Below are 19,735 nucleotides of genomic sequence, written 5' to 3' on the forward strand. Positions count from 1 at the left end.
AAAACTAGATGGGTGAATATTCAGGATGAATCACAGTTGCGATTCCCTGTTTCAAATTATTTAAATTGGTTGAGAGCATATACAGCTTGCTTGGATTCTCGGGCTTGTGTCCCCAAGAACTGATTGCAAAATACTTGGTGGTTTGCCATGTGTTTTCATCGACCACCAATGGTGCCCAGCCCAACTCAATTTCGAAACCTGATGGGCTAATCACATAAAAAGACAACTCCTTGTCATTTGGATGCTGTCCAATCTCATGCGCCATTTCATAGCCAAGTTGTTTACAACGCTGAAAGGCATTGGATAAATCATCTAAAGATGCGCCCTGTAAATTCATGTGTTGTACTTTGCTGCGAATCGGGTCAAGATTAACTCCCCTTGTGGTAGCAATCGCAACGGAATGGTGACGTTCATTTAGTCGCAAGAACGTGATATCCAGTGTTACGCCACTAATGACTTGCTCAATATAATCACTGACGCGTGCATCAAAAATTTCCTGCCAAAAACGCTGCATTTTTACTGGCTTGCGAGAAGTAATGGCCACATGCCCCATGCCTGCATCACCAGTCACAAAGCTTGAAGTCAACATATTTAAGGGTTCGCCACTTAAGTTCGCTTCAACAAATAGCTCGATATTCTGTTTTTTAGGCCCCAAGATGCGCCAGAATTCCTTGACACCTCTTTGTTCAGCTTCAGCTAGACTACTTTTTTCAACAGTAATTTCACGGTCGGCTAAACGGGTCAAAATAATGTCCAGTGTTTTTTGATCTGCAACCTGCCAACCCAGTGCAATGAAATCTTCTGCGCTACCTTTTTGTACCATCAAGCGTTTGGCATGATGATCCATACGAAAGCTAAGTTCATTTATTGACTGTTCTTCATCGTTAAAATGCAGGCCTAAACCCTGTTGCAGGAACTCTTTCCACTGTTTTAGTTTGTTTGATTCAATCACTGCATAACCCATACGGACTGAACCAAAAATATTCTGGTCTAATGTGGTGCTATTCATATGCTCACCTTTTCAAGCCATGGCTTGTCTAGCAAAGAAATCTAGACTGAGTTGATTAAATTCATCCGCTCTTTCCCATTGCACCCAATGTCCAGTATTAGCAAATAAATACACATCACAATTCGGCATGATTTTCTGCAAGGTCAATGCGCCACTTGGGCGGTTCACTAAATCATTCGCGCCCCAAACCACCAAGGTTGGAACCTTGCATTTTTTAAGTCGTGAATCACGGGTGAAGTCCATGCGAATGGCCCCTTTCAATCCTGTAGGTCGTCTTAATGGCGGTGCTGCAACCACGTCTGGATCAATACTGGCTTGGAAGCGTTCACGGATGACACTTTCTGGAACCTGACTGCCATCAAAAACCAGATATTCACGGATAAAGGTTCTGAGCTTGTCCATACTCGGACCTTTACCACCGTAATAATTTAATAGGCAGTTCAGACCTTTAGTCGGTAGACCTTTGGTGGTATTAATTCCGCCCGGTCCCATAAGTATCAAGCTTGCTACTCGTTCTGGTTGCTCCAATGCCATGCGTAAACCACATGCGCCACCAAGTGAATTGCCAATGATATGGACTTGCTTAATTTTTAATGCATCCAGCAATCCCAGCATGACCTCGGCTAGATCGCCAAATGGATCATCACGATTTACACCTTTTGAAGATTGTCCATAACCCTGCATATCTGGGATGAGAACGCGATATTTAGTTGCTAATGCATCAATATTTTTAGCGTAGTTAGATAAGCCAGAAGCACCTGGACCACCGCCATGCAACATCAGGATCGGGAAACCTTCACCCTGTTCACTTAAGAAAATCTGTCTCTGACCAAATTTCACCACTTGGGATGTCAATGTATGAGTGTTCGTCATTTTTTCTTTCTCAAATACTTTATATATTTAATTTGAACACAACTGTTCAAATTAATCAATGTTTGTTCATTTAATTTAAATCTATATATTTCAGTCAGATATCATTTTTACAAAAAATTATTCGGTAAAAACCTTAAAAAATATAATTTTTACAGACTAATTGATTTTTGAACACTTTTGTTTAATATTGTATATTCATGTAAATTTCAAGGATACTGTTGTGATCGGACCACTTAGATCAAAATTCATATTTCTTATTGCTTTAAGCCCTATTTCTTTAACTTACGCATCTGGTGTTTTTGTCGATACTCAGACTGCCGCTGGCGTTGGCTATGCTTTTGCCGGTTCATCAGCGCTTGCACAAAACGCAAGTGTGGTCGCCTATAACCCAGCTGCGATGATGGGTTTAAATTCAGGCCATTACTTATCAGGTTCAGCATCGTATGTTGATGCACAAACGAATTTCAAAGGGGAAAAAAACACATCAATTTCACCCATCGTTCCAACAGGGAGTGTAGAAGCCAGTATTGAAAGAAAATTTACCGTGCCAAGTGCTCAATATGTGTATCGAAGTGAGCAACCTTTTGCTGTGGGAATGAGTGTGTCTCCGTTATACGGAAACAAAGGAGAATGGAACGAGGATTTCGTTGGACGTTATAAAGGATTAAAAACCGAAGTCACTGGTGTTAATGTGAATACTTCATTGGCCTACGAGATAAATCCTAAGCTTATGATTGGATTGGGGCTAAATTATCTCGATTTTGATGCTACCCTCACCAGAAAGGCTGCGCCACTGATCAATACCAATCCACCCGTTTATTTAGGTGATGCTCAAGGTGAATTAAAAGGTGATGGACATGGCTGGGCAGGAAATATAGGGTTCTTTTTAAGACCTACAGAAAATCTAGACATAGGTTTGACCTATCGTTCTGAAACAAGTTTAAAACTTGATGGTTCTCTGACCGTCACAACACCAACAGCAAAATTGGTTAATCCAGCGACAGTCGAGATTAACATGCCACAAAGTGCGAGCTTGGCAGGTGCCTATCGTTTTACACCACAATGGACTGCACTTGCAGAACTCACTTGGTATGATTGGTCTGTTCTTCCTGCTTTTAGTGCAGTAAACCCTAACAATAATGCTGTCGTATACGAGGAACAACTCAACTTTAAAGATGGTTTAAGATCAAGTATTGGTGCTCTCTATCAAATTACACCGTCAACACAACTCCGATTCGGTATGGCCTATGATCAATCTGTGGTTGAGTCATCCTCTGACCGAACGGTCCGATTTCCAGATACCGATCGAATTTGGGTTTCTGTGGGTGCAGGTTTTCAAGTCACACAGAACCTAGGTATAGATGTGGGCTATTCACATATTTTTGCCAATGAGGCAACAATTGAAAGTCCAACTGTTGTAGCAGGTAAACCAACGATGCAGACACTCACTGGTTCATTTGATACTGATGCAGATATTTTTTCACTTCAGTTAAATTATAAATTTTAATCACATAGCCCAAGCCGATATCATAAGATCATGTTGGCTTGGGCCATCAAACCTTAGTCCACTTTCATCCAAACCTGACTTCGACCTAAGGCTGAAGTACCAATATATCCTCGTAAAATCATTCTTGTACCACTCGCATTGATTCTAATTTTACCTTTATAAATATTACCGCTCATCGGATCAATGACATGCCCCTCATGGTACTCATCTGGTCTATTCAGATTTTTCTTGAAGCCATACAGAATCCTCATTCCTTTCAAAGGGGTATCTTTTAGGTCTCCTTTGCAGCGAAAACATTTATCGGTAAATGCTGTACTGTGACCAGGCAATGGATATATCTCCTCAATTCTTCCTTCGTATTGTCCTTCATTGCTTTTATAAATATTCACCTTTGCCCTTGCATAGCCACTTTTATCATCAATCGCCTTCCACATCCCTGTAATATCTTGAGCCCATGCATTTGCTATAAAAATATTAAATAGAAAAATCTGGATAAAAAAGATCCCTATTGATTTCATAAGCGTTTTCCCCCGCTCGTTAAAATTATCTTTTCAAAAAACTGAATGTACTCGCAATTAAAACAATACAAAAATATTAAACACTATTGTTCAATTTTAATCACTATTGATCTAATATAAGCATATTGATATTTTGTTGTCTAGAAATACTAGCAACTAAAAACGAACAGCTCTGCTGAGGATCAGATATGACAAATACAATATTTCAGCAAGGAAGAATTGATGTGCATCATCACATTGTTCCTCCGGTTTTTAGAGTGGCGATGCTGAATAAAGGTATCGACAAAGTCGCGGGTGCTCCCTTACCTGTCTGGACGCCATCACAATCAATTGACATTATGGATCAGATCGGCACTGAGACGGCACTCGTCTCTTTATCCGCTCCCGGTGTCTATTTTGGTGATGTACAAGAAGCATGTCGCTTGGCTCGTCAATGTAATGAATATACGGCTGAAATGCGTCAAAACTTTCCAAACAGGTTTGGATTCTTTGCAGTTCTTCCAATGCCATTGACTCAAGAGGCTTGTGCAGAAGCAATATATGCATTAGAAGTCCTGAAAGCGGATGGCATTGTCTTATTGGGAAGTACTAATGGTATTTTTCTTGGTGACAGCCGCTTTGAAGAACTCATGTTTGAACTCAACAAACGTAAAGCCATTGTTTTTATTCATCCAAATTTGCATGAGACCAGTGAAAATCTAGGATTGACCACGCCTGGATTTATTCTTGAATTTTTACCTGATACCACACGTGCAGCAGTTAATTTAATTACTTCTGGCGTGATGGAGCGCTATCCAGATATCCAGTTTATTCTCGCGCATGCAGGCGGTTTCCTACCTTATATTGCATGGCGAGTCTCGTTAGGCAACCTAATGACTGAAATGAATAAAAATGCGCCTCAAGGGATCATGACCTACATCAAGCGTTTTTATTTTGATACTGCGTTATCACCATCTCCTTACGCTATGTCAGCATTAAAAGAACTCGTAGGGACTGAAAGAATTTTATTTGGTAGTGATTTTCCATTTGCACCTGCGCCAGTTTCACATATGCAAGTACAGACCCTTGGCGAATTAAGCATTTTTAATGAGTCAGATCATTATAAAATTCAAAGAGGAAATGCACTTAGTTTGTTCCCTCAATACAAAAAAGCAAATGAAGAAGCCAGTCCTCGCCCAATTTACCAACATGAATCTTTGGGTAACAAATTTAAACGCTGGATGACCCAGCCGATTATTGCAATCGCAGAAAAAAAGCGTGCGAAATAGGATTGCTGAGACACTTGTTATGGCTTTACATATAGTTCATTTTATTGATCCTCAACATAAAAAACGTTGGGGACTCATGCAGGAGGATCAAATTACATCCTTTCTGTATGACTTTGAAAGCACCCATGAAATTATTCAATGTGGCATCCTAGAACTAGCAAAATTAGCGATGGAGAGTAAAGAAAAATACTTACTCGATGAGATAGAGCTACTAAGTCCAATCACCAATCCATCGCAAATATTATGTCAGGGTGCAAATTACCACCAGCATATGCTTGATTCGGGAATCAATCCTGATACCCAGTCATTTAATATGTTTTTTACCAAATCATTGGCATCACTTCATGGACCAACAGGCTGGATTGAAAAACCAAATCACGTTAATTTACTAGACTATGAAATTGAATTAACACTAATCTTAGGTAAAAAAACGCAAGGCTGTGTCACCGTTACCACAGAAAATTTACATGAATATATTGCAGGTATATGTATTGGCAATGATATTTCAGCGCGTGACATCCAGATTCCACAAATGCAATTTTATAAAGGAAAAAGCTATCGTACTTTCTGTCCGCTTGGTCCGGTGCTTTGTTTATTAAATAAGGCAGAAATGCATTATCTCAACAAGCTACAACTTAAATTGAAAGTAAATGGCGAAGTCCGTCAACAGGATTCGACCGAGAATCTAGTCTTTAAACCCGCTGAGACTCTAACTGAATTCTCTCAGATTACTAATTTTGAAGTGGGTGATGTAGTGATGACAGGTACGCCATCTGGATGTGCGCTTGGATTACCATCGACAACCCTGATAAAAATGACAGGGCTTTTACCTGAGAAGCTCAAATGGCAATTGTTTAACAAAAGCCAGTCCCGACGCTCCCAATATCTGAAAATTGGTGATCAGATCGAATCTCATATTTTTAGTAGTGATGGCAAAATCAATTTAGGCTATCAAAAGCATACTGTTTGTTAAGTAGAGAATCCATTGTTATGAAAAAATATTTATTTTTATGTTTACTAGCATCTTACTCCGTTCATTCATTTGCATCTGACCAGCTCAATGGTACGGTATGGAAAACGATTGATGATCAAACCAATCAACCAAGAGCTCTTGTAAGATTTAGTGAAGATAAAAATGGTGCCCTGTCAGCGACCATCGAAAAAATTCTAGTTCCTAGTGAGGCGAATAAATGTACCAAATGTGAAGGAGCCTACCAAAACAAATCATTAGTTGGTCTGACTATCGTCAAAAATTTAAAAAGTTCAGGTGGAAACAAATATACAAATGGATTAATCTTAGATCCTAAGACAGGTAAGAGCTATAGCTTTAATGCTGCCCTATCTCCTGATGGTAAGAAGCTCAGTGGTCGTGGTTACATTGGTATTTCTGCACTTGGCAGAAGTCAGACTTGGTATAAAGTTAAATGATTTGAAAAAAATAGAATATTCTTATTTTTGGATTGAACAATAGGTTTAATCCAAAAATAACTCATTCAAAGTAAGAGATACTTAGTTTTTAAGATAATTTAATTCAAAGATTGAACCGACTTGCTGCAACCCTTTTTGAATATATTGAACTTTATTCAAGTTATTAGCCTGTTCAGCTTTTGCTTGATCTTGTAATAAATGACTTTTCTAATTATTTATATATTAGGCATGTTATAGAGTTTTTATAATTATATTTACTGCTCTATTCGTTGTCTAGATAGAAAAATTAATCAAATCGTTGATATCTGATCTTTATCTCATCTCTTACTTGCTGTGGGGTTTTACCAGACCATTCTTTGAAAGCTCTAGTAAATGGACTATGCTCTGCATAACCTAATAATAATGCTATTTCTACAATTTGTAATCTTTGATCACTCAGATAAGATTTTGCCAACTCGTATCGAACAAAATTTAATTCTTTTCTAAAAGTTGTTCCCGCCTCTTTTAAACGTCTTTGAAAAGTCCGACGTGAATAATTTAATATCTCTATAAGTTGTTCTACGTCGGGTTCACCTTGAGGGATTAAGTACGCGATCTGCTTTCGAACTTGTTCAATAATTTCTTCATTATGTGGCAAACTTGCAAGTAAAGTGTCCGCATGCTTCTCAAGTATAGCAACTAAAGTCGCATCAGAGTTTTTAAGCGGTATAGTTAGCATTTCCCTATCAAAACGCATGAGAGGTATAGGCTGTTCAAATAAAACAGGACACCCAAAATAATCTTCATAAGGCTTGATGTCTGCGGGTTGCTTATGAATAAAATGAACAGCTTTTAATTTATCTTGGCCCTCTATTAGATTTCGACAAAACTGGATTATCACGGCCCAACCAGTTTCATCAGATAAGCTATTCACTTGGTAATCTTGAACTTCCCATGAAATTTCTACATAGTCAGTATGCATCTGGACAGATGCGGGAACAACATCATATAAAAGGCGATGATAACGTTCAAAACGTTCTAAGACTGCTCCAAGATTATCACAAGCTAGAAAAACTGAACCTAAAATTCCAAGATGTTGTGCCGTAATCGTTTGACCAACATGTAAACCTATTAAAGGATCATTCAAATATTCCCTTGCAATAATAAGCAACTCTTCCCAATGATCAACATCTATCCCACCTAAGCCACTTGAATCGACTACAGGCCAAGGTTCGCCAAGAATTTTTTCTGGGTCATGCCCATGTGCCTCAAGATATTGAAACAATAATCGAACATATGTTTCAGGAATCTTTCTACTATGTAACGGTTTATTCAATCCAATAATCTCGTTTCATTCTAATATGGCACAAAGTATCAAATAGTTTTCTGAGAGGTGTCAAGTAAGTGTAAATCAATTATAAAACCGTAAAAATAATTGATTCCTAAATACTTTACTCATTTTTATATTTTGGCGCAAAGTATCAATTCTTTGGCATTTTCCATCAAGCCGTAAAACTTAATTCCATTGATGATGTTGTGTATGAACAGTACGTCTACCCAGCCTTAAAGGAGTTAGGAAATGGCACATCGCTTTACGGTAAAACAGGAGTTAGTACCCTGTACATTGGCCGAGGCCCAAAAAATACTGTCAAATCAAAAGTTTCATCTAAGTGTCTGCTCAAAAGTACCATGTGAAAATTTAGAGATACTCAATAAAGAATTTACGGGTTCGAAATATTACCTTAAACGGTCCCAAAATCTAGATGTAAATATCCCAGAAATAGCAAGAAAGTTCTTAAATGGAGCATTCAAACTTGTTCGTGAAGATCATTGGGATATTGAGCATTTAATTTGTAAATCCACTTTTCAAATGAATATGCCAAGTAGTTTTAATAACCAAGCACGTTACTCAATAGAAAATGGCAAGTTGACAATTATTGTTGACTGGGAAGTTAAAGTGAATGTCCCCCTCATCGGCAACATGCTTGCAAAACATGCTGAGTCTGAGATTCGACGTTTTAGTGATATTGAATTGAAAATTGTATGTGATGAAATTAAAAGCAACACATATATTTGATTAATTTAAATATTTCTAATCTTCAGAAGTAATACCATTCGTTAATCTGTTGACACCGCTATTTTTAGGTAATTAGAACGATCATATTTTAAGGAAGTCGAACAAATGTCTTCAAATTTTATATTAGAAAATCCAATTTATTTTGGGTCTTTGAAAGTTTCAGGACGCGTATTTAAAACAGCAACTCATGAGACTCTAGCCACTGATGAAGGATTTATGACCGATGGAATATTAGATTTTTATCGACCTATGGCGGAGTCTAAATTACCTTTAATCATCACAGGAAATATTTTTGTTTCTTGGCAAGGAAAATCCGGAGGTAAACAGTTAGCTTTAGATCATGATGATAAAATTCCGGGGATGAAGAAACTAGCGGATATGTGCCACCAATACGGAACAAAGCTAATCGCCCAGATCAATCACGGTGGCTCTCAAATGCGTTCATCTGCTGAAGGTATTACTGATTATCCCGTTACATCTACTGGCCGCTTACATCCTACTCTACTGGGAATTTCTCGCTCATTAAAAATAGAAGAATTTCCTGATCTCATCAAGTCTTATGCAGATGCCGCAGAAAGAGCTCAAAAAGCAGGTTGCGATGGAGTACAAATTCAAATGGCTCATGGTTATTTGATTAGTCAGTTTCTGACGCCTGGCACTAATCGCAGGAAGGATAAGTATGGTGGAAATGCTGAAAAACGCATGAATCTGGCTTTAGAAATATATAGAGCGGTTCGGGAAAGAGTTGGTCCTCATTATCCAATTATTGCGAAGCTAAACGGATGCGATGATCGTCCTGGTGGGGTTAAGCTTGAAGATCAAATCATATTGGCAAAGCAACTTGAAAATGAGGGTTTAAATGCAATTGAAATTACTCGAGGACATTTTTCCACAATCCCAAGTACATTGTCTGGAAAATGGTCTGGTTTTATAAAAAGGCAAACTCAGGTCGGGATGGCTTCCACATTCCCATTTTGGCAACGTTTGTTTATGCGTGTGATTGCAATATTTTTTGAACCATTTCTCAATCATAATTACCCTGCCCGTCAAGGCTTTAATGTGAGCTATGCTGAAGAGTTTAAAAAGGCACTTTCTATCCCTGTATTTAGTTGTGGTGGTTTTAATGACAAAGCTTCAATGGAAAATGCCGTTCGAGAAAAACGAATAGATGCAGTTTCTATAGGGCGTGGCTTGATCGCAAATCCTTATTTATTCCATCACCTTTACCATCCGATTCCACAAGCCCCTGTTTGTGATTATTGTAATTTATGTATTGGAAGTGCAGGTGGTGAGTTAGGTGTTGGATGTTTCAATCCTAACGTGCAACCAGATCGTGATCGCATGCTTAAAGCAAGAATATTCCATTCAAGTTAATATATTTCAACCATTCAGAAGGATACTCTAATCCTCACTCTAACTACTTTGTTCTGAGGATTAGATACTCCTTGTATGTAAATATATTTACTTCAAAGAATTAAAGATTTTCTAAAAGTTAACATTGAATCAAAGATAAATTTTTGCGCGTATAGATTGATAGAAATAGAAACCCTCAAATAACTTTTAGATTCAGTTAACTAAAAACAAATAGCGATAATATTCTATGACACAATTCAATGATAAGTCTCATGAGAAACAAATAGAACAGCTTCTATACCAACCTTTGAAGATTGGTAAAATGAATGTTTCTGGACGTGTTTTTAAATCTGCAACGAGTGAAACAAGAGCTACAACTGAAGGATTTGTTACAGATGCGTTAATCGATTTCTATCTCCCTATGGCAAAAGCAAAGACCCCTTTAATTTTTACTGGAAATCTTTGTATTTCTAAGCAAGGTCATTCAGCTGGTAAACAGGCAAGCATTGATGCAGATAATAAAATCGCAGGTTTAAAAACTTGGGTAGACGCTATACACGCACATGGTCAAAAAACTAAATTGATTGCACAACTGAATCATGGTGGTCGTCAAGTTGTCAGACCAAATGATGCAGATAATCCTGTGGTGTCTGCATCAAACGTAATGGAACAATCATTAGGTACAAAGCCTCGTGCCTTACAGCTAAATGAAATTCCAAAGATCATTGATGATTTTGTTCGAGCTGCGGTTAGGGCTAAAATGGCGGGCTTTGATGGTATTCAATTGCATTTTGCTCATGGTTATTTGATAAGCCAATTCTTAGCTCCCTATACCAACCGACGAAAAGATTTATATGGTGGCAATCTAGATAATAGAATGAGATTACCCTTACAGATTGTTAAAGCCATTCGTCAGTGTGTTGGAGATGATTTTCCGATTTTGGCTAAAGTCAATGGTACAGATGCTCTCGCTTTTCGACGAGGCGCAACCACTGATGAGTTAGTGACTTTTGCAGTTGCTCTACAAAATGAGGGAGTTGATGCGATTGAGATCAGTCGAGCTCATTATGAGTCTGTCCCACCCATGTTGTCTGGTTCTTATCATGGGTTCTTAAAAACAAATATAGAGCATGGTTCGGGAATGGGTTTTTCATCTACTCGGAAGAAAATAGCCTTGTCCATGTCTCCCATGATTGAAAGCTTTCTCACTTGGTCAGCTCCAAAAGGTGAAGGTTATAACATGCCCTATGTAAAACACTTTAAACGCGCACTGGATATACCTGTGATTGCAAGTGGTGGGTTTGTCTCAAGAGAGGTAATGGAAAATGCTTTAATTAATGGACATAGTGATGCTATATCGTGTGCCCGTGCATTTATCGCAGATCCTTATCTTTACCATAACTTATATCATTCAGAGCTTGATTATCCAATTTGCCAGTATTGCAATAAATGTATTGCTCGTTTAGGGGGAATGGCGGTGGATTGCTATGAACCAGAAATGTCAAATAAACGTCAGATAATGCTAGACACAGATATTCTTTTTTAATGTATGAATCTTTTAGTTCATGAACTTGGTTTTTAGTTTTTATAACTTTATACCTCTAAAATGCACTTTTATATTTGCTTCAGTTAAATAAGTTTTCCTCAAAGTCTCATTTCGTAAAGAAATAACAAGAACTCCCATAAGCTTAATGTGCCACAAACAATGATTTAATTTATTCTTAATGTGTCAATAACAAGTTTCAAAGCTGGTGACTGCTGTCTACGATGAGGATAATACAAATGAAATCCTGGGTATGCTATTGCATACTCATCCAATACTTTTATTAATTGCCCTTGTAATAAATTGTCCTGAATGAGCTCTTCAGGAATGTAAGCAATGCCTTCTCCAGCTAATACTGCATCAGCAATAAGCTCAGAATCATTAAAGACCCATTGCCCAGAAACTTTAATTTTAGTTTCAATGCCTTCAACCAAGAATTCCCATTGATATAATCCACCTTGAGTAGACAATCGATAGCCAATACAGTTGTGTTGAATCAAATCTTGAGGTTTTTCTGGGATGCCCTTTAGTACAAGGTATTCAGGCGATGCCACAACAACCATTCTGACATCTGAACTAATCCGAACAGCAATCATTCCTTCCGCTACCCGACTACCAAAACGGACACCTGCATCAAAACGTTCCGCTACAATATCAACCATGCCATTATTTGCTGTTAGCTCAATATTGATATCTGGATAAAGCTGCGTTAATTGCTTTAATTTAGGTAATAGCACATAACGGATAGCATGATGACTTGCATTTATTCTTACATTTCCCGCTGGTGTATCTCTTAGTTTCGACAGTAATGATAATTCATTATCTATATGATCAAAACTCGCTCCAATCGTCTGTCTTAGCTTGTCACCAGCCTCTGTTGGAGAAACGCTACGTGTAGTCCGAGTGAGCAACAACATCCCTAAACGCTCTTCCAGTCCACGAATGGTATGGCTCAAAGCAGACTGGGAAACACCTAGCTTACCTGCTGCTTTAGTAAAACTACCTTCACGAGTCACCATCAGAAAGGCATATAGATCATTATAGTTCTCTTTTGTAATCATCTAGATCCTCTATGGTTCAGTAATTTAAGCGTTAATATTTAAATAATACCACTTAGAAACGTATGATTTATTAATCCTATTCATGACTCTATCCCCTTTTAGTTCCTTGCTCATACATTTTCGTATTTCTATAATCTGTTATGCTTCGGACAAATAATTGAAGTTAAAAATAAAAAATCTATGATTCTTAAAAACTATAAGAGATTTGAACATGGCATATTCCCTCACCACGTTCATTATTAAAAGAAATATATAAGCTCTAATCTAACATTCTGCTCGTGACAATGCTTATTTCTTTATTCATATTCGTTTATGAATATTCGACTCAATTGGATTACTTTGTCGTCAAACGAGATATCAAAATAGAAGAAATAACCAAAATAAGTGCACTGGCTACAAAAGTTATCTGGTAACCACTATGGTCAAATAAAACTCCACCCAGTGTTGAACCTAAAGCAATTGCAAGTTGAATCACCGCCACCATTAACCCGCCACCTGCTTCTGCATCATTGGGTAAGGTACGTGCTAACCATCCCCACCATCCTACAGGTGCTGCTGTTGCTAAGAACCCCCATAAACAAAGTAATACTGCAACTACCATCGTCCAAGTTCCAAAAAATACGAGTGACAATGCGATAACAGCCATCATAATAGGAATAACGATCAAAGTTGCATAAAAACGACGTTTCAAGAACGTATTAATTACGGCAGTACCAATAAATCCCATTACCCCAATCCCCAGTAAAATAAGTGACAGGGTCGAAATATCAACCCGAGTTATGGTTTCTAAAAATGGTCGCACATAGGTATAAAGAGAAAACTGTCCCATAAAAAATGAACTGATCGCTAACATACCCATCATAACGACTGGATTACGCAATAACCCCAAAATGGATGATTGCTTTTCTGTTTGACGCGAAGTAGCTGGCATTGAGGGCAAACTCAACCATTGCCAAATAAAAGCGATGATAGCTACAGGAACTAAGCATAAAAATGCACCTCGCCAACCGATGATTGAGCCGAGATAACTTCCTAAAGGAGCAGCAATCACCATTGCCAATGCATTACCGCTGTTAAAAATTGCTAATGCTTTAGGTACTTGTGAGCTCGGCACTAATCGCATTGCCATTGCGGCTGACATCGACCAAAAACCACCAATTACCAAACCAATCAACGCCCGACCTAGCATATAAACTATATAATTTTGGGCTAGTGCCACGATTGCACCTGAAATTGCCATAATAGCCGTTAAAACTAACAAAAGTGTTTTACGATTCATATCTCCTGCTAAGCGAGAAATCGTCAAACTTGTTATGACAGCAAAAGCACCTGAAATTGCAATTCCTTGTCCAGCCAAACCCTCAGTAACATTCAGATCTGTTGCAATCGGTGTCAGTAAACTCACTGGCATAAACTCTGATGCAATCAAGGCAAAAACACATAAGGTCATTGCAAAAACCCCACTCCAGTAGGCAGGAGCTTCTACGAGGCTTTCTTTTTCTTCAGGGTTAAGCATTGACTATCTCTACTCGAAATTGGAGTAGTAATTATAAAAATAAGGATCAACTGGAATAAGTAGCTTAAGCCGAATAGAGTTATGTATATAATTCATGAATCATAAAAGTATAAACATCGTATTTTTCGCAGTTCTTAGCACTTACACTTTTAAAAAATCAAATAATTTTTATTTAAACACATTATTTTCAACCACTTAAAATTTATGCCCTCTAATTAATGAATATTATTCATAAGTCTATGCTGTTTTTTTAGGCTAATACTTCTCTGAAAGAATAGATAAACTCATTTCAATCCCTAAATTCATGAATCATCTTTTTACAGGAAGCAGGAATCATGCAATCACATATAAAGAAATTTCGTAATGCGACTCTAACAGCAACCCTTATTGCCATAATAGGCTTATTTTCTTCAACTTCAACAATGGCGGCAGATATGCCAAAAGATGCAGATAACTTTTATCAAAGTAGTCAGGTCACGATTCAAAAAGTTACGTTCAAAAATCAATACAACATGAATGTTGTCGGTAATTTAGTGATTCCTAAAAATTTAAATAAGAATACTAAAGCTCCTGCAATTATTGTGGGACATCCAATGGGAGCGGTGAAAGAACAAAGCTCAATGCTTTATGCACAGAAATTGGCAGAGCAAGGCTTTATAACTTTAGCAATTGATTTACCTTTCTGGGGCGAAAGTGAGGGACAACCTCGCAACTTAGTTGCCCCCGAACTCTATACAGAAGCCTTTAATGCTGCGGTAGATTATTTAGGTAGTCAAACTTTTATTGATCGTAATCGTATTGGTGTATTAGGTATTTGTGGTAGCGGTAGCTTTGCGATCAGTGCAGCAAAACTTGATCCTCGTTTAAAAGCTATTGCTACTGTTGCCATGTATGATATGGGGGCTGTAACACGTAACGGTTTAAATCACTCGCAGACGCTTGAGCAGCGTAAAAAAATGCTAGAAACAGCAGCAGAACAACGTTATTCAGAGTTTCAAGGTAAAGGAAAACAATGGATAAACTATTTACCTAAAACAGTCGATGCCAATAGCGACCCTATTGTAAGTGAATTTCATAACTTTTATCGAACACCGCGCGGAGCAGCTATTCCTAAAGGTCAAACTTTGGAGCAAACTCAAAATAGAGCTTTAACAAGTGAAGTTAGATTTGTGAACTTCTATCCATTTAATGACATAGAAACCATCTCACCTCGTCCAATGCTATTTATTACTGGCGATCAGGCACATTCCAAAGAGTTCAGTGAAGATGCCTATAAACGTGCTGGTGAACCTAAAGAGCTATATTACGTCAAGGGTGCCGGACACGTTGATCTTTATGACCGAGTTGATTTAATTCCTTTCGATAAACTAACTGATTTCTTTACTAAAAACTTAAAGTAATTTTATAATTTAGCCAAGTTGAGCAGACTAAAATCGACTTGGCTTTTTTAATTGAAAGCCCATATTATTGCCCAACCATGATGAGAACGAAATATAAAGTAAGCCTTATTCTGATTGCATTAGGCAGATTTTTACCATCTGTACTACTTTATATCTTCCCCAATTTGGACACTTTGAATAGCCACTGATTTTGTAGACACCTTTTAATTAGAGGTGGACTGCAACCACTCTCCTAGACATATTTTGTCTATTCTTAAGACCTTTTTAGTAGGAAAATATGCATTCATAGCTAGGTTCATGAACCAAATATTTTATAAGTAATTATTTTAATACTCTAAGTAATTAATTTAATTACTTATTAAAAATAAATTTTATTGTGAATTAGATTCCAGGTGAACATAAGTAAATTGGAGTATGCAAGACTGTGGCCTACACAACACTGTTTGTTGCCACAACTCAGCAATGCGAATCTTTATGATCATAATTCACGTTGCTGACTTTGGGTTCTCATTGCATAACATAAAAAGAAAGGTCTAGATTTTAAGACACCAAATTAAATGGCAGAAGATTTTTACAAGTCGGCTGCCTAGAATCACCTAGGTGAATGTCTCCTGCTATTTCAGCACACATCAATAGGAAGATAAGCTGTAATTTTCTATGTTCATTACGCTTAAATGCTAACCCTCTCATTTTTCAAGGAGTTCAGGTTATAATGATGGTCTCCCCAAATATAGTTGATCTATTATGAACGCCTCCAATGACCCTCTACACGGCAAAAAACTTGCTAATATTTTGGATGAGTTATTGGATTATTACGGTGGCTTTGAAGGCTTAAGTCGTAAAATTGAAATTAGGTGTTTTTGCATAGATCCAAGTGTAAAGTCATCATTGCGATTCTTACGCACCACACCATGGGCACGTGAAAAAGTAGAAAGTTTATATTTGTATGTCTTACGCCAAAAAGCCAAACAGAAATCGTAGCGATCAAAACTCTGCATGGCTATGACTTCAATGTACTTTCATGTTTACTTCAGTTAAATAGGCTTTCTTCGAAGTTTTGTTCCATAAACAAAGCTCTTGTCCTGTTTTGTTTTTCATATGTGCTTGAGGATATTTTCCTTCAATTAGGAGTGCCGAATATCCAACACGATCATCAAACAGCATGACATTGCTCACTATCTTGGCATTTTTAAGTTGACTCGCTTTTATACAAGCCGCTTTTATTTCCTGATCGTGTTTGTTCCATGCCTGCTCAGAACTTGCGAAAGTTATGCTGCTCATCACGGATGAACTTGCCACAAAACCTAAAATAGCAAGATATTTTAATAATATACGATATCTTATTGCCATGATCATTGTCCTGAAAATTCGGGTATCTAAATCTATACTGGAACAATCTCATGAGAGAATCTAGCAATTTACACATGTTGTAACAGCACATATTCAGGATTACACATAGTTCTCATCTGTGTGGCTTGAGCTTGTTTAAATGAAATGCAATCCTGTCGATTTAGCATAAAGAATAATACCTAAAAATCGTTCTATATCTTTTTAAACTTGATTTGATTGCGGATCAAGCCTGTAGATTTTCTACTGGCTTTAACGAAAATTTATCGTTTGCTCAGCACATGGTTGAACTTTAATATGATTTTAAAATGAGCTAACTCTTTCATATTCCGAATGACATTAAAAGGTAAAAATCATGGCTGAGAAAGTCGCTATTGTTACAGCTGCAGGAAGTGGTATGGGCGCAGCTGTTGCAAAAAAACTAGCAGCAGATGGATACAAAGTTGCAATTTTATCTTCATCAGGCAAAGGTGAAATCCTTGCTAATCAACTGAATGGTTTAGGTGTTACTGGATCTAATCAATCAATAGATGATATTCAACGCCTTATTGATGAAACGCTTGCTCGTTGGGGACGTATAGATGTTTTAGTCAACAGTGCTGGACATGGCCCACGCAAAGGCATTTTAGAATTAACAGATCAAGATTGGCATGATGGTATAGATACTTATTTTCTCAATGCTGTACGCCCTATTCGTTTAGTAATTCCGATCATGCAACAACAAAAACACGGCGTGATTGTAAATATTTCCAGTGCATGGACATTTGAGCCTAGTTCACTATTTCCAACGTCTGCCGTTGCCCGTTCTGGATTAGCAGCTTTTACTAAGATTTGTGCAGATACATATGCGATTGATAACATTCGTATCAATAATGTTTTACCAGGTTGGATTGATAGTCTACCAAAGACAGATGAACGTGCGAATAGTGTTCCAATGAAACGATATGGTTCAACCGAAGAGGTTGCGGCGACAGTTGCTTTCCTTGCGTCGGATGGTGCGGCTTATATTACTGGACAAAATATCCGAGTAGATGGCGGCTTAACTCGCTCTGTATAATGATTTTTAATAAAAATTTGAAGGGATAAATTATCCCTTCAAGATTATAACTAACTGAATTATCACAAATAAGTATCTATTTTTATTTTTGCTTCGTACCTAAATATTCGATGCACCACTGCCAAGTTTTATCGGCTGTACTATTCGAATGTGAGGTTCTTTTTCTGACAAGATAATAACTTGGTTCCACAGTTTTTGTATCCAAAGTTACTTGTACCAGTTTTCCTGATTGAATATCAGTATCTACAAAGGCTCGGCATGCTAAAGCAACGCCTTGCCCAGACAAGGCAGCATCTATTGCCAACGCGGTTTGATTAAATACGGCTCCAGCTAATGTGGCGTTAGTATTCAGAAACTTTGGCCAATGATCATGGGCATCATGTAGCAGTGGCATACTGATCAACTGTTCAAGTTCTAGAGGAAGTGTTAAATCCTTAATAAAATCTGGACTTGCTACCGCGATAAGTTCCTGACGAAACAATAATTGGGCTTCTAGATTTTCTGGAAATGATTTTTGGGTGAGCCTAATTGCGATATCAACTTGATCACGGTCAAAGTCTGAAACCGATTCAGTCGCAAGTGTACATAGATCTATATCAGGTAGTACTGCATGTAAATCACCTAATCGAGGAATCAATATTTTGGTCGCAATCGTTGGTGTGACACTTATCGTTACGCGATCTGGCTGGTCTAATAGTGATTCTGTTGATTCAGCAAGAATATCAAAAGCACGAGTTATATCGACCAGATACTTTGCTCCTTCAGGTGTTAAACGTAGTCCCCGAGGAAGCCGTTGAAATAGCGTAACCTTTAGATGATCTTCTAATGCTCGAACCTGCTGCGCAATCGCGCCCTGAGTTACTCCCAACTCATCAGCAGCAGCGCGAAAACTTAACTTTCGGCCCGCTGTTTCAAATGCACGTAAAGCATTTAAAGATGGAAGTTTTCGACGAGATACCATAAACACATAAGCAAGTAGTTTTTCTACACTCTAATTTTTTTGTGAATTGTATACAAGCCATTTAAGGGGCCAAATTTGCTATGTAGGCCTATTTAAGCGATGTTATCGCTTATGATCTTGGGAAGCCCTTCTCTTTCAAAAAATAGATCTTGCGCTTTATCTATTTCTATGTATGATTGAGTAATCACTCAACTAATATATTTGTATATGGCCCGCCCTCGTAGTGAAGATAAACGTAATGCAATTTTAAATGCTGCTATTGAAACATTAGCAGAACTTGGAGAGCGTGCGTCTACCTCAAAAATTGCCAAAGTCGCTGGTGTAGCAGAAGGTACTTTATTTACTTATTTCAGTAATAAAGAGGAACTACTCAACCAGTTATACCTTTCGCTAAAGGCTGAACTGCGTCAGGTCATCATGCTCAATTACCCGACCCACTCAGACCTGCAAACCCAAATGTTTTATATCTGGCAAAGCTATTTGGACTGGAGTTTAGAGGCACCACTGAAACGTAAAGTGATGGCACAGCTGTCGACTTCAGAACAAATTACAGAACAGAGTAAACAAATTGGTATGCAAACTTTTTGTGATTTTACCAAGACCATTCAAGCGCATATTGATGATGGTAAATTAAGAGATTACCCACCCCTGTTTATCGGTTCAATTTTAGGTGCACTTGCTGAAGTCACACTCAATTTTATTGCCCAAGATGCATCTCAAGCTGATCTTTATCGTAAGTCAGGTTTTGAAGCATTTTGGCATGCAGTTTCAATGTAGACAAAGACTAAAATAAGGATGTCCGGCATTCTTATTTTTTTAAACAAATTAATGAGTGATT

Annotated in this window: 19 protein-coding genes; 11 read left to right on the top strand and 8 right to left on the bottom strand. The window is 37.8% G+C overall.

Features of this window, described 5'->3' with window-relative positions; genetic code table 11:
• Positions 1–4: 4 nt before the first annotated feature.
• A complete protein-coding gene (locus F993_RS13015; protein ID WP_004653446.1) occupies positions 5–1,009 on the bottom strand; it encodes a VOC family protein in 1,005 nt (334 codons plus the stop codon).
• A 12-nt stretch (positions 1,010–1,021) separates the two neighbouring features.
• Positions 1,022–1,882, bottom strand: coding sequence for an alpha/beta fold hydrolase (locus F993_RS13010; protein ID WP_004653447.1), 861 nt, complete (start codon positions 1,880–1,882; stop codon positions 1,022–1,024).
• Positions 1,883–2,102: 220 nt separating this feature from the next.
• Here F993_RS13010 and F993_RS13005 point away from each other — a divergent pair, with 220 nt between their 5' ends.
• Complete coding sequence (locus F993_RS13005) at positions 2,103–3,389, top strand: OmpP1/FadL family transporter (RefSeq protein WP_004653448.1); 1,287 nt, start codon at positions 2,103–2,105, stop codon at positions 3,387–3,389.
• A 53-nt stretch (positions 3,390–3,442) separates the two neighbouring features.
• On the opposite strand, the gene F993_RS13000 is transcribed toward F993_RS13005, so the two are convergent.
• Positions 3,443–3,907 (bottom strand): DUF2147 domain-containing protein, encoded by a 465-nt coding sequence (locus tag F993_RS13000; protein ID WP_004653449.1) that lies wholly within the window; start codon positions 3,905–3,907, stop codon positions 3,443–3,445.
• Between the two features lie 188 nt (positions 3,908–4,095).
• On the opposite strand from F993_RS13000, the gene F993_RS12995 reads away from it, so the two are divergent.
• From F993_RS12995 to F993_RS12985, 3 genes are read left to right on the top strand one after another with little or no spacing between them, the layout of a single operon-like run.
• On the top strand, positions 4,096–5,175 hold the full coding sequence (locus tag F993_RS12995; protein WP_004653450.1) for an amidohydrolase family protein: 1,080 nt from the start codon (positions 4,096–4,098) through the stop codon (positions 5,173–5,175).
• A complete protein-coding gene (locus tag F993_RS12990; protein ID WP_228254112.1) occupies positions 5,144–6,148 on the top strand; it encodes a fumarylacetoacetate hydrolase family protein in 1,005 nt (334 codons plus the stop codon). The genes F993_RS12995 and F993_RS12990 overlap by 32 nt, the downstream gene beginning before the upstream one ends.
• Before the next feature lie 17 nt (positions 6,149–6,165).
• Positions 6,166–6,603: a DUF2147 domain-containing protein gene (locus F993_RS12985; protein WP_004653452.1), complete on the top strand. Its 438-nt coding sequence runs from the start codon at positions 6,166–6,168 to the stop codon at positions 6,601–6,603.
• A gap of 286 nt (positions 6,604–6,889) precedes the next feature.
• Here F993_RS12985 and F993_RS12980 read toward each other — a convergent pair whose 3' ends face one another.
• Positions 6,890–7,927 (bottom strand): AraC family transcriptional regulator, encoded by a 1,038-nt coding sequence (locus tag F993_RS12980; protein WP_032812448.1) that lies wholly within the window; start codon positions 7,925–7,927, stop codon positions 6,890–6,892.
• Between the two features lie 234 nt (positions 7,928–8,161).
• Between F993_RS12980 and F993_RS12975 the strand changes: the two genes are divergently transcribed.
• From F993_RS12975 to F993_RS12965, 3 genes are all read left to right on the top strand, one after another.
• A complete protein-coding gene (locus tag F993_RS12975) occupies positions 8,162–8,659 on the top strand; it encodes a DUF2505 family protein (protein ID WP_004653455.1) in 498 nt (165 codons plus the stop codon).
• A 105-nt stretch (positions 8,660–8,764) separates the two neighbouring features.
• Positions 8,765–10,033, top strand: coding sequence for an NADH:flavin oxidoreductase (locus F993_RS12970; RefSeq protein WP_004653456.1), 1,269 nt, complete (start codon positions 8,765–8,767; stop codon positions 10,031–10,033).
• Positions 10,034–10,259: 226 nt separating this feature from the next.
• Entirely contained in the window at positions 10,260–11,558 is a 1,299-nt protein-coding gene (locus F993_RS12965) for an NADH:flavin oxidoreductase (RefSeq protein ID WP_004653457.1), read from the top strand.
• A 164-nt stretch (positions 11,559–11,722) separates the two neighbouring features.
• Here F993_RS12965 and F993_RS12960 read toward each other — a convergent pair whose 3' ends face one another.
• Positions 11,723–12,616 (bottom strand): LysR family transcriptional regulator, encoded by an 894-nt coding sequence (locus F993_RS12960; protein ID WP_004653458.1) that lies wholly within the window; start codon positions 12,614–12,616, stop codon positions 11,723–11,725.
• Between the two features lie 334 nt (positions 12,617–12,950).
• Positions 12,951–14,132: an MFS transporter gene (locus tag F993_RS12955; protein ID WP_004653459.1), complete on the bottom strand. Its 1,182-nt coding sequence runs from the start codon at positions 14,130–14,132 to the stop codon at positions 12,951–12,953.
• A 335-nt stretch (positions 14,133–14,467) separates the two neighbouring features.
• On the opposite strand from F993_RS12955, the gene F993_RS12950 reads away from it, so the two are divergent.
• Together F993_RS12950 and F993_RS12945 are read left to right on the top strand one after the other, a co-directional pair.
• A complete protein-coding gene (locus tag F993_RS12950) occupies positions 14,468–15,532 on the top strand; it encodes an alpha/beta hydrolase (protein WP_004653460.1) in 1,065 nt (354 codons plus the stop codon).
• 744 nt (positions 15,533–16,276) lie between these two features.
• Positions 16,277–16,513: a VF530 family protein gene (locus tag F993_RS12945; protein ID WP_004653462.1), complete on the top strand. Its 237-nt coding sequence runs from the start codon at positions 16,277–16,279 to the stop codon at positions 16,511–16,513.
• Between the two features lie 27 nt (positions 16,514–16,540).
• On the opposite strand, the gene F993_RS12940 is transcribed toward F993_RS12945, so the two are convergent.
• Positions 16,541–16,882 (bottom strand): hypothetical protein, encoded by a 342-nt coding sequence (locus F993_RS12940; RefSeq protein ID WP_004653463.1) that lies wholly within the window; start codon positions 16,880–16,882, stop codon positions 16,541–16,543.
• A 352-nt stretch (positions 16,883–17,234) separates the two neighbouring features.
• Here F993_RS12940 and F993_RS12935 point away from each other — a divergent pair, with 352 nt between their 5' ends.
• Entirely contained in the window at positions 17,235–17,936 is a 702-nt protein-coding gene (locus tag F993_RS12935; RefSeq protein ID WP_004653464.1) for an SDR family oxidoreductase, read from the top strand.
• An 82-nt stretch (positions 17,937–18,018) separates the two neighbouring features.
• Here the strand turns inward: F993_RS12935 and F993_RS12930 are convergent, their stop codons facing one another.
• Complete coding sequence (locus F993_RS12930) at positions 18,019–18,897, bottom strand: LysR substrate-binding domain-containing protein (RefSeq protein WP_004653465.1); 879 nt, start codon at positions 18,895–18,897, stop codon at positions 18,019–18,021.
• A gap of 207 nt (positions 18,898–19,104) precedes the next feature.
• Here F993_RS12930 and F993_RS12925 point away from each other — a divergent pair, with 207 nt between their 5' ends.
• Positions 19,105–19,674: a TetR/AcrR family transcriptional regulator gene (locus F993_RS12925; RefSeq protein WP_004653466.1), complete on the top strand. Its 570-nt coding sequence runs from the start codon at positions 19,105–19,107 to the stop codon at positions 19,672–19,674.
• The last annotated feature ends 61 nt before the right edge of the window (positions 19,675–19,735 follow it).

Source organism: Acinetobacter proteolyticus (genome assembly GCF_000367945.1).
In the GTDB taxonomy this organism is placed as follows: domain Bacteria; phylum Pseudomonadota; class Gammaproteobacteria; order Pseudomonadales; family Moraxellaceae; genus Acinetobacter; species Acinetobacter proteolyticus.

Bases quoted from the DNA above. Each gene is read 5' to 3' on its own strand.
- F993_RS12950 (WP_004653460.1), top strand. From the start codon at position 14,468: ATGCAATCACATATAAAGAAATTTCGTAATGCGACTCTAACAGCAACC.
- F993_RS13000 (WP_004653449.1), bottom strand. From the start codon at position 3,907: ATGAAATCAATAGGGATCTTTTTTATCCAGATTTTTCTATTTAATATT.
- F993_RS12975 (WP_004653455.1), top strand. From the start codon at position 8,162: ATGGCACATCGCTTTACGGTAAAACAGGAGTTAGTACCCTGTACATTG.
- F993_RS12965 (WP_004653457.1), top strand. From the start codon at position 10,260: ATGACACAATTCAATGATAAGTCTCATGAGAAACAAATAGAACAGCTT.
- F993_RS12945 (WP_004653462.1), top strand. From the start codon at position 16,277: ATGAACGCCTCCAATGACCCTCTACACGGCAAAAAACTTGCTAATATT.
- F993_RS12940 (WP_004653463.1), bottom strand. From the start codon at position 16,882: ATGGCAATAAGATATCGTATATTATTAAAATATCTTGCTATTTTAGGT.
- F993_RS12930 (WP_004653465.1), bottom strand. From the start codon at position 18,897: ATGGTATCTCGTCGAAAACTTCCATCTTTAAATGCTTTACGTGCATTT.
- F993_RS12925 (WP_004653466.1), top strand. From the start codon at position 19,105: ATGGCCCGCCCTCGTAGTGAAGATAAACGTAATGCAATTTTAAATGCT.
- F993_RS13010 (WP_004653447.1), bottom strand. From the start codon at position 1,882: ATGACGAACACTCATACATTGACATCCCAAGTGGTGAAATTTGGTCAG.
- F993_RS12970 (WP_004653456.1), top strand. From the start codon at position 8,765: ATGTCTTCAAATTTTATATTAGAAAATCCAATTTATTTTGGGTCTTTG.
- F993_RS12960 (WP_004653458.1), bottom strand. From the start codon at position 12,616: ATGATTACAAAAGAGAACTATAATGATCTATATGCCTTTCTGATGGTG.
- F993_RS12995 (WP_004653450.1), top strand. From the start codon at position 4,096: ATGACAAATACAATATTTCAGCAAGGAAGAATTGATGTGCATCATCAC.
- F993_RS12985 (WP_004653452.1), top strand. From the start codon at position 6,166: ATGAAAAAATATTTATTTTTATGTTTACTAGCATCTTACTCCGTTCAT.
- F993_RS12935 (WP_004653464.1), top strand. From the start codon at position 17,235: ATGGCTGAGAAAGTCGCTATTGTTACAGCTGCAGGAAGTGGTATGGGC.
- F993_RS13015 (WP_004653446.1), bottom strand. From the start codon at position 1,009: ATGAATAGCACCACATTAGACCAGAATATTTTTGGTTCAGTCCGTATG.
- F993_RS12955 (WP_004653459.1), bottom strand. From the start codon at position 14,132: ATGCTTAACCCTGAAGAAAAAGAAAGCCTCGTAGAAGCTCCTGCCTAC.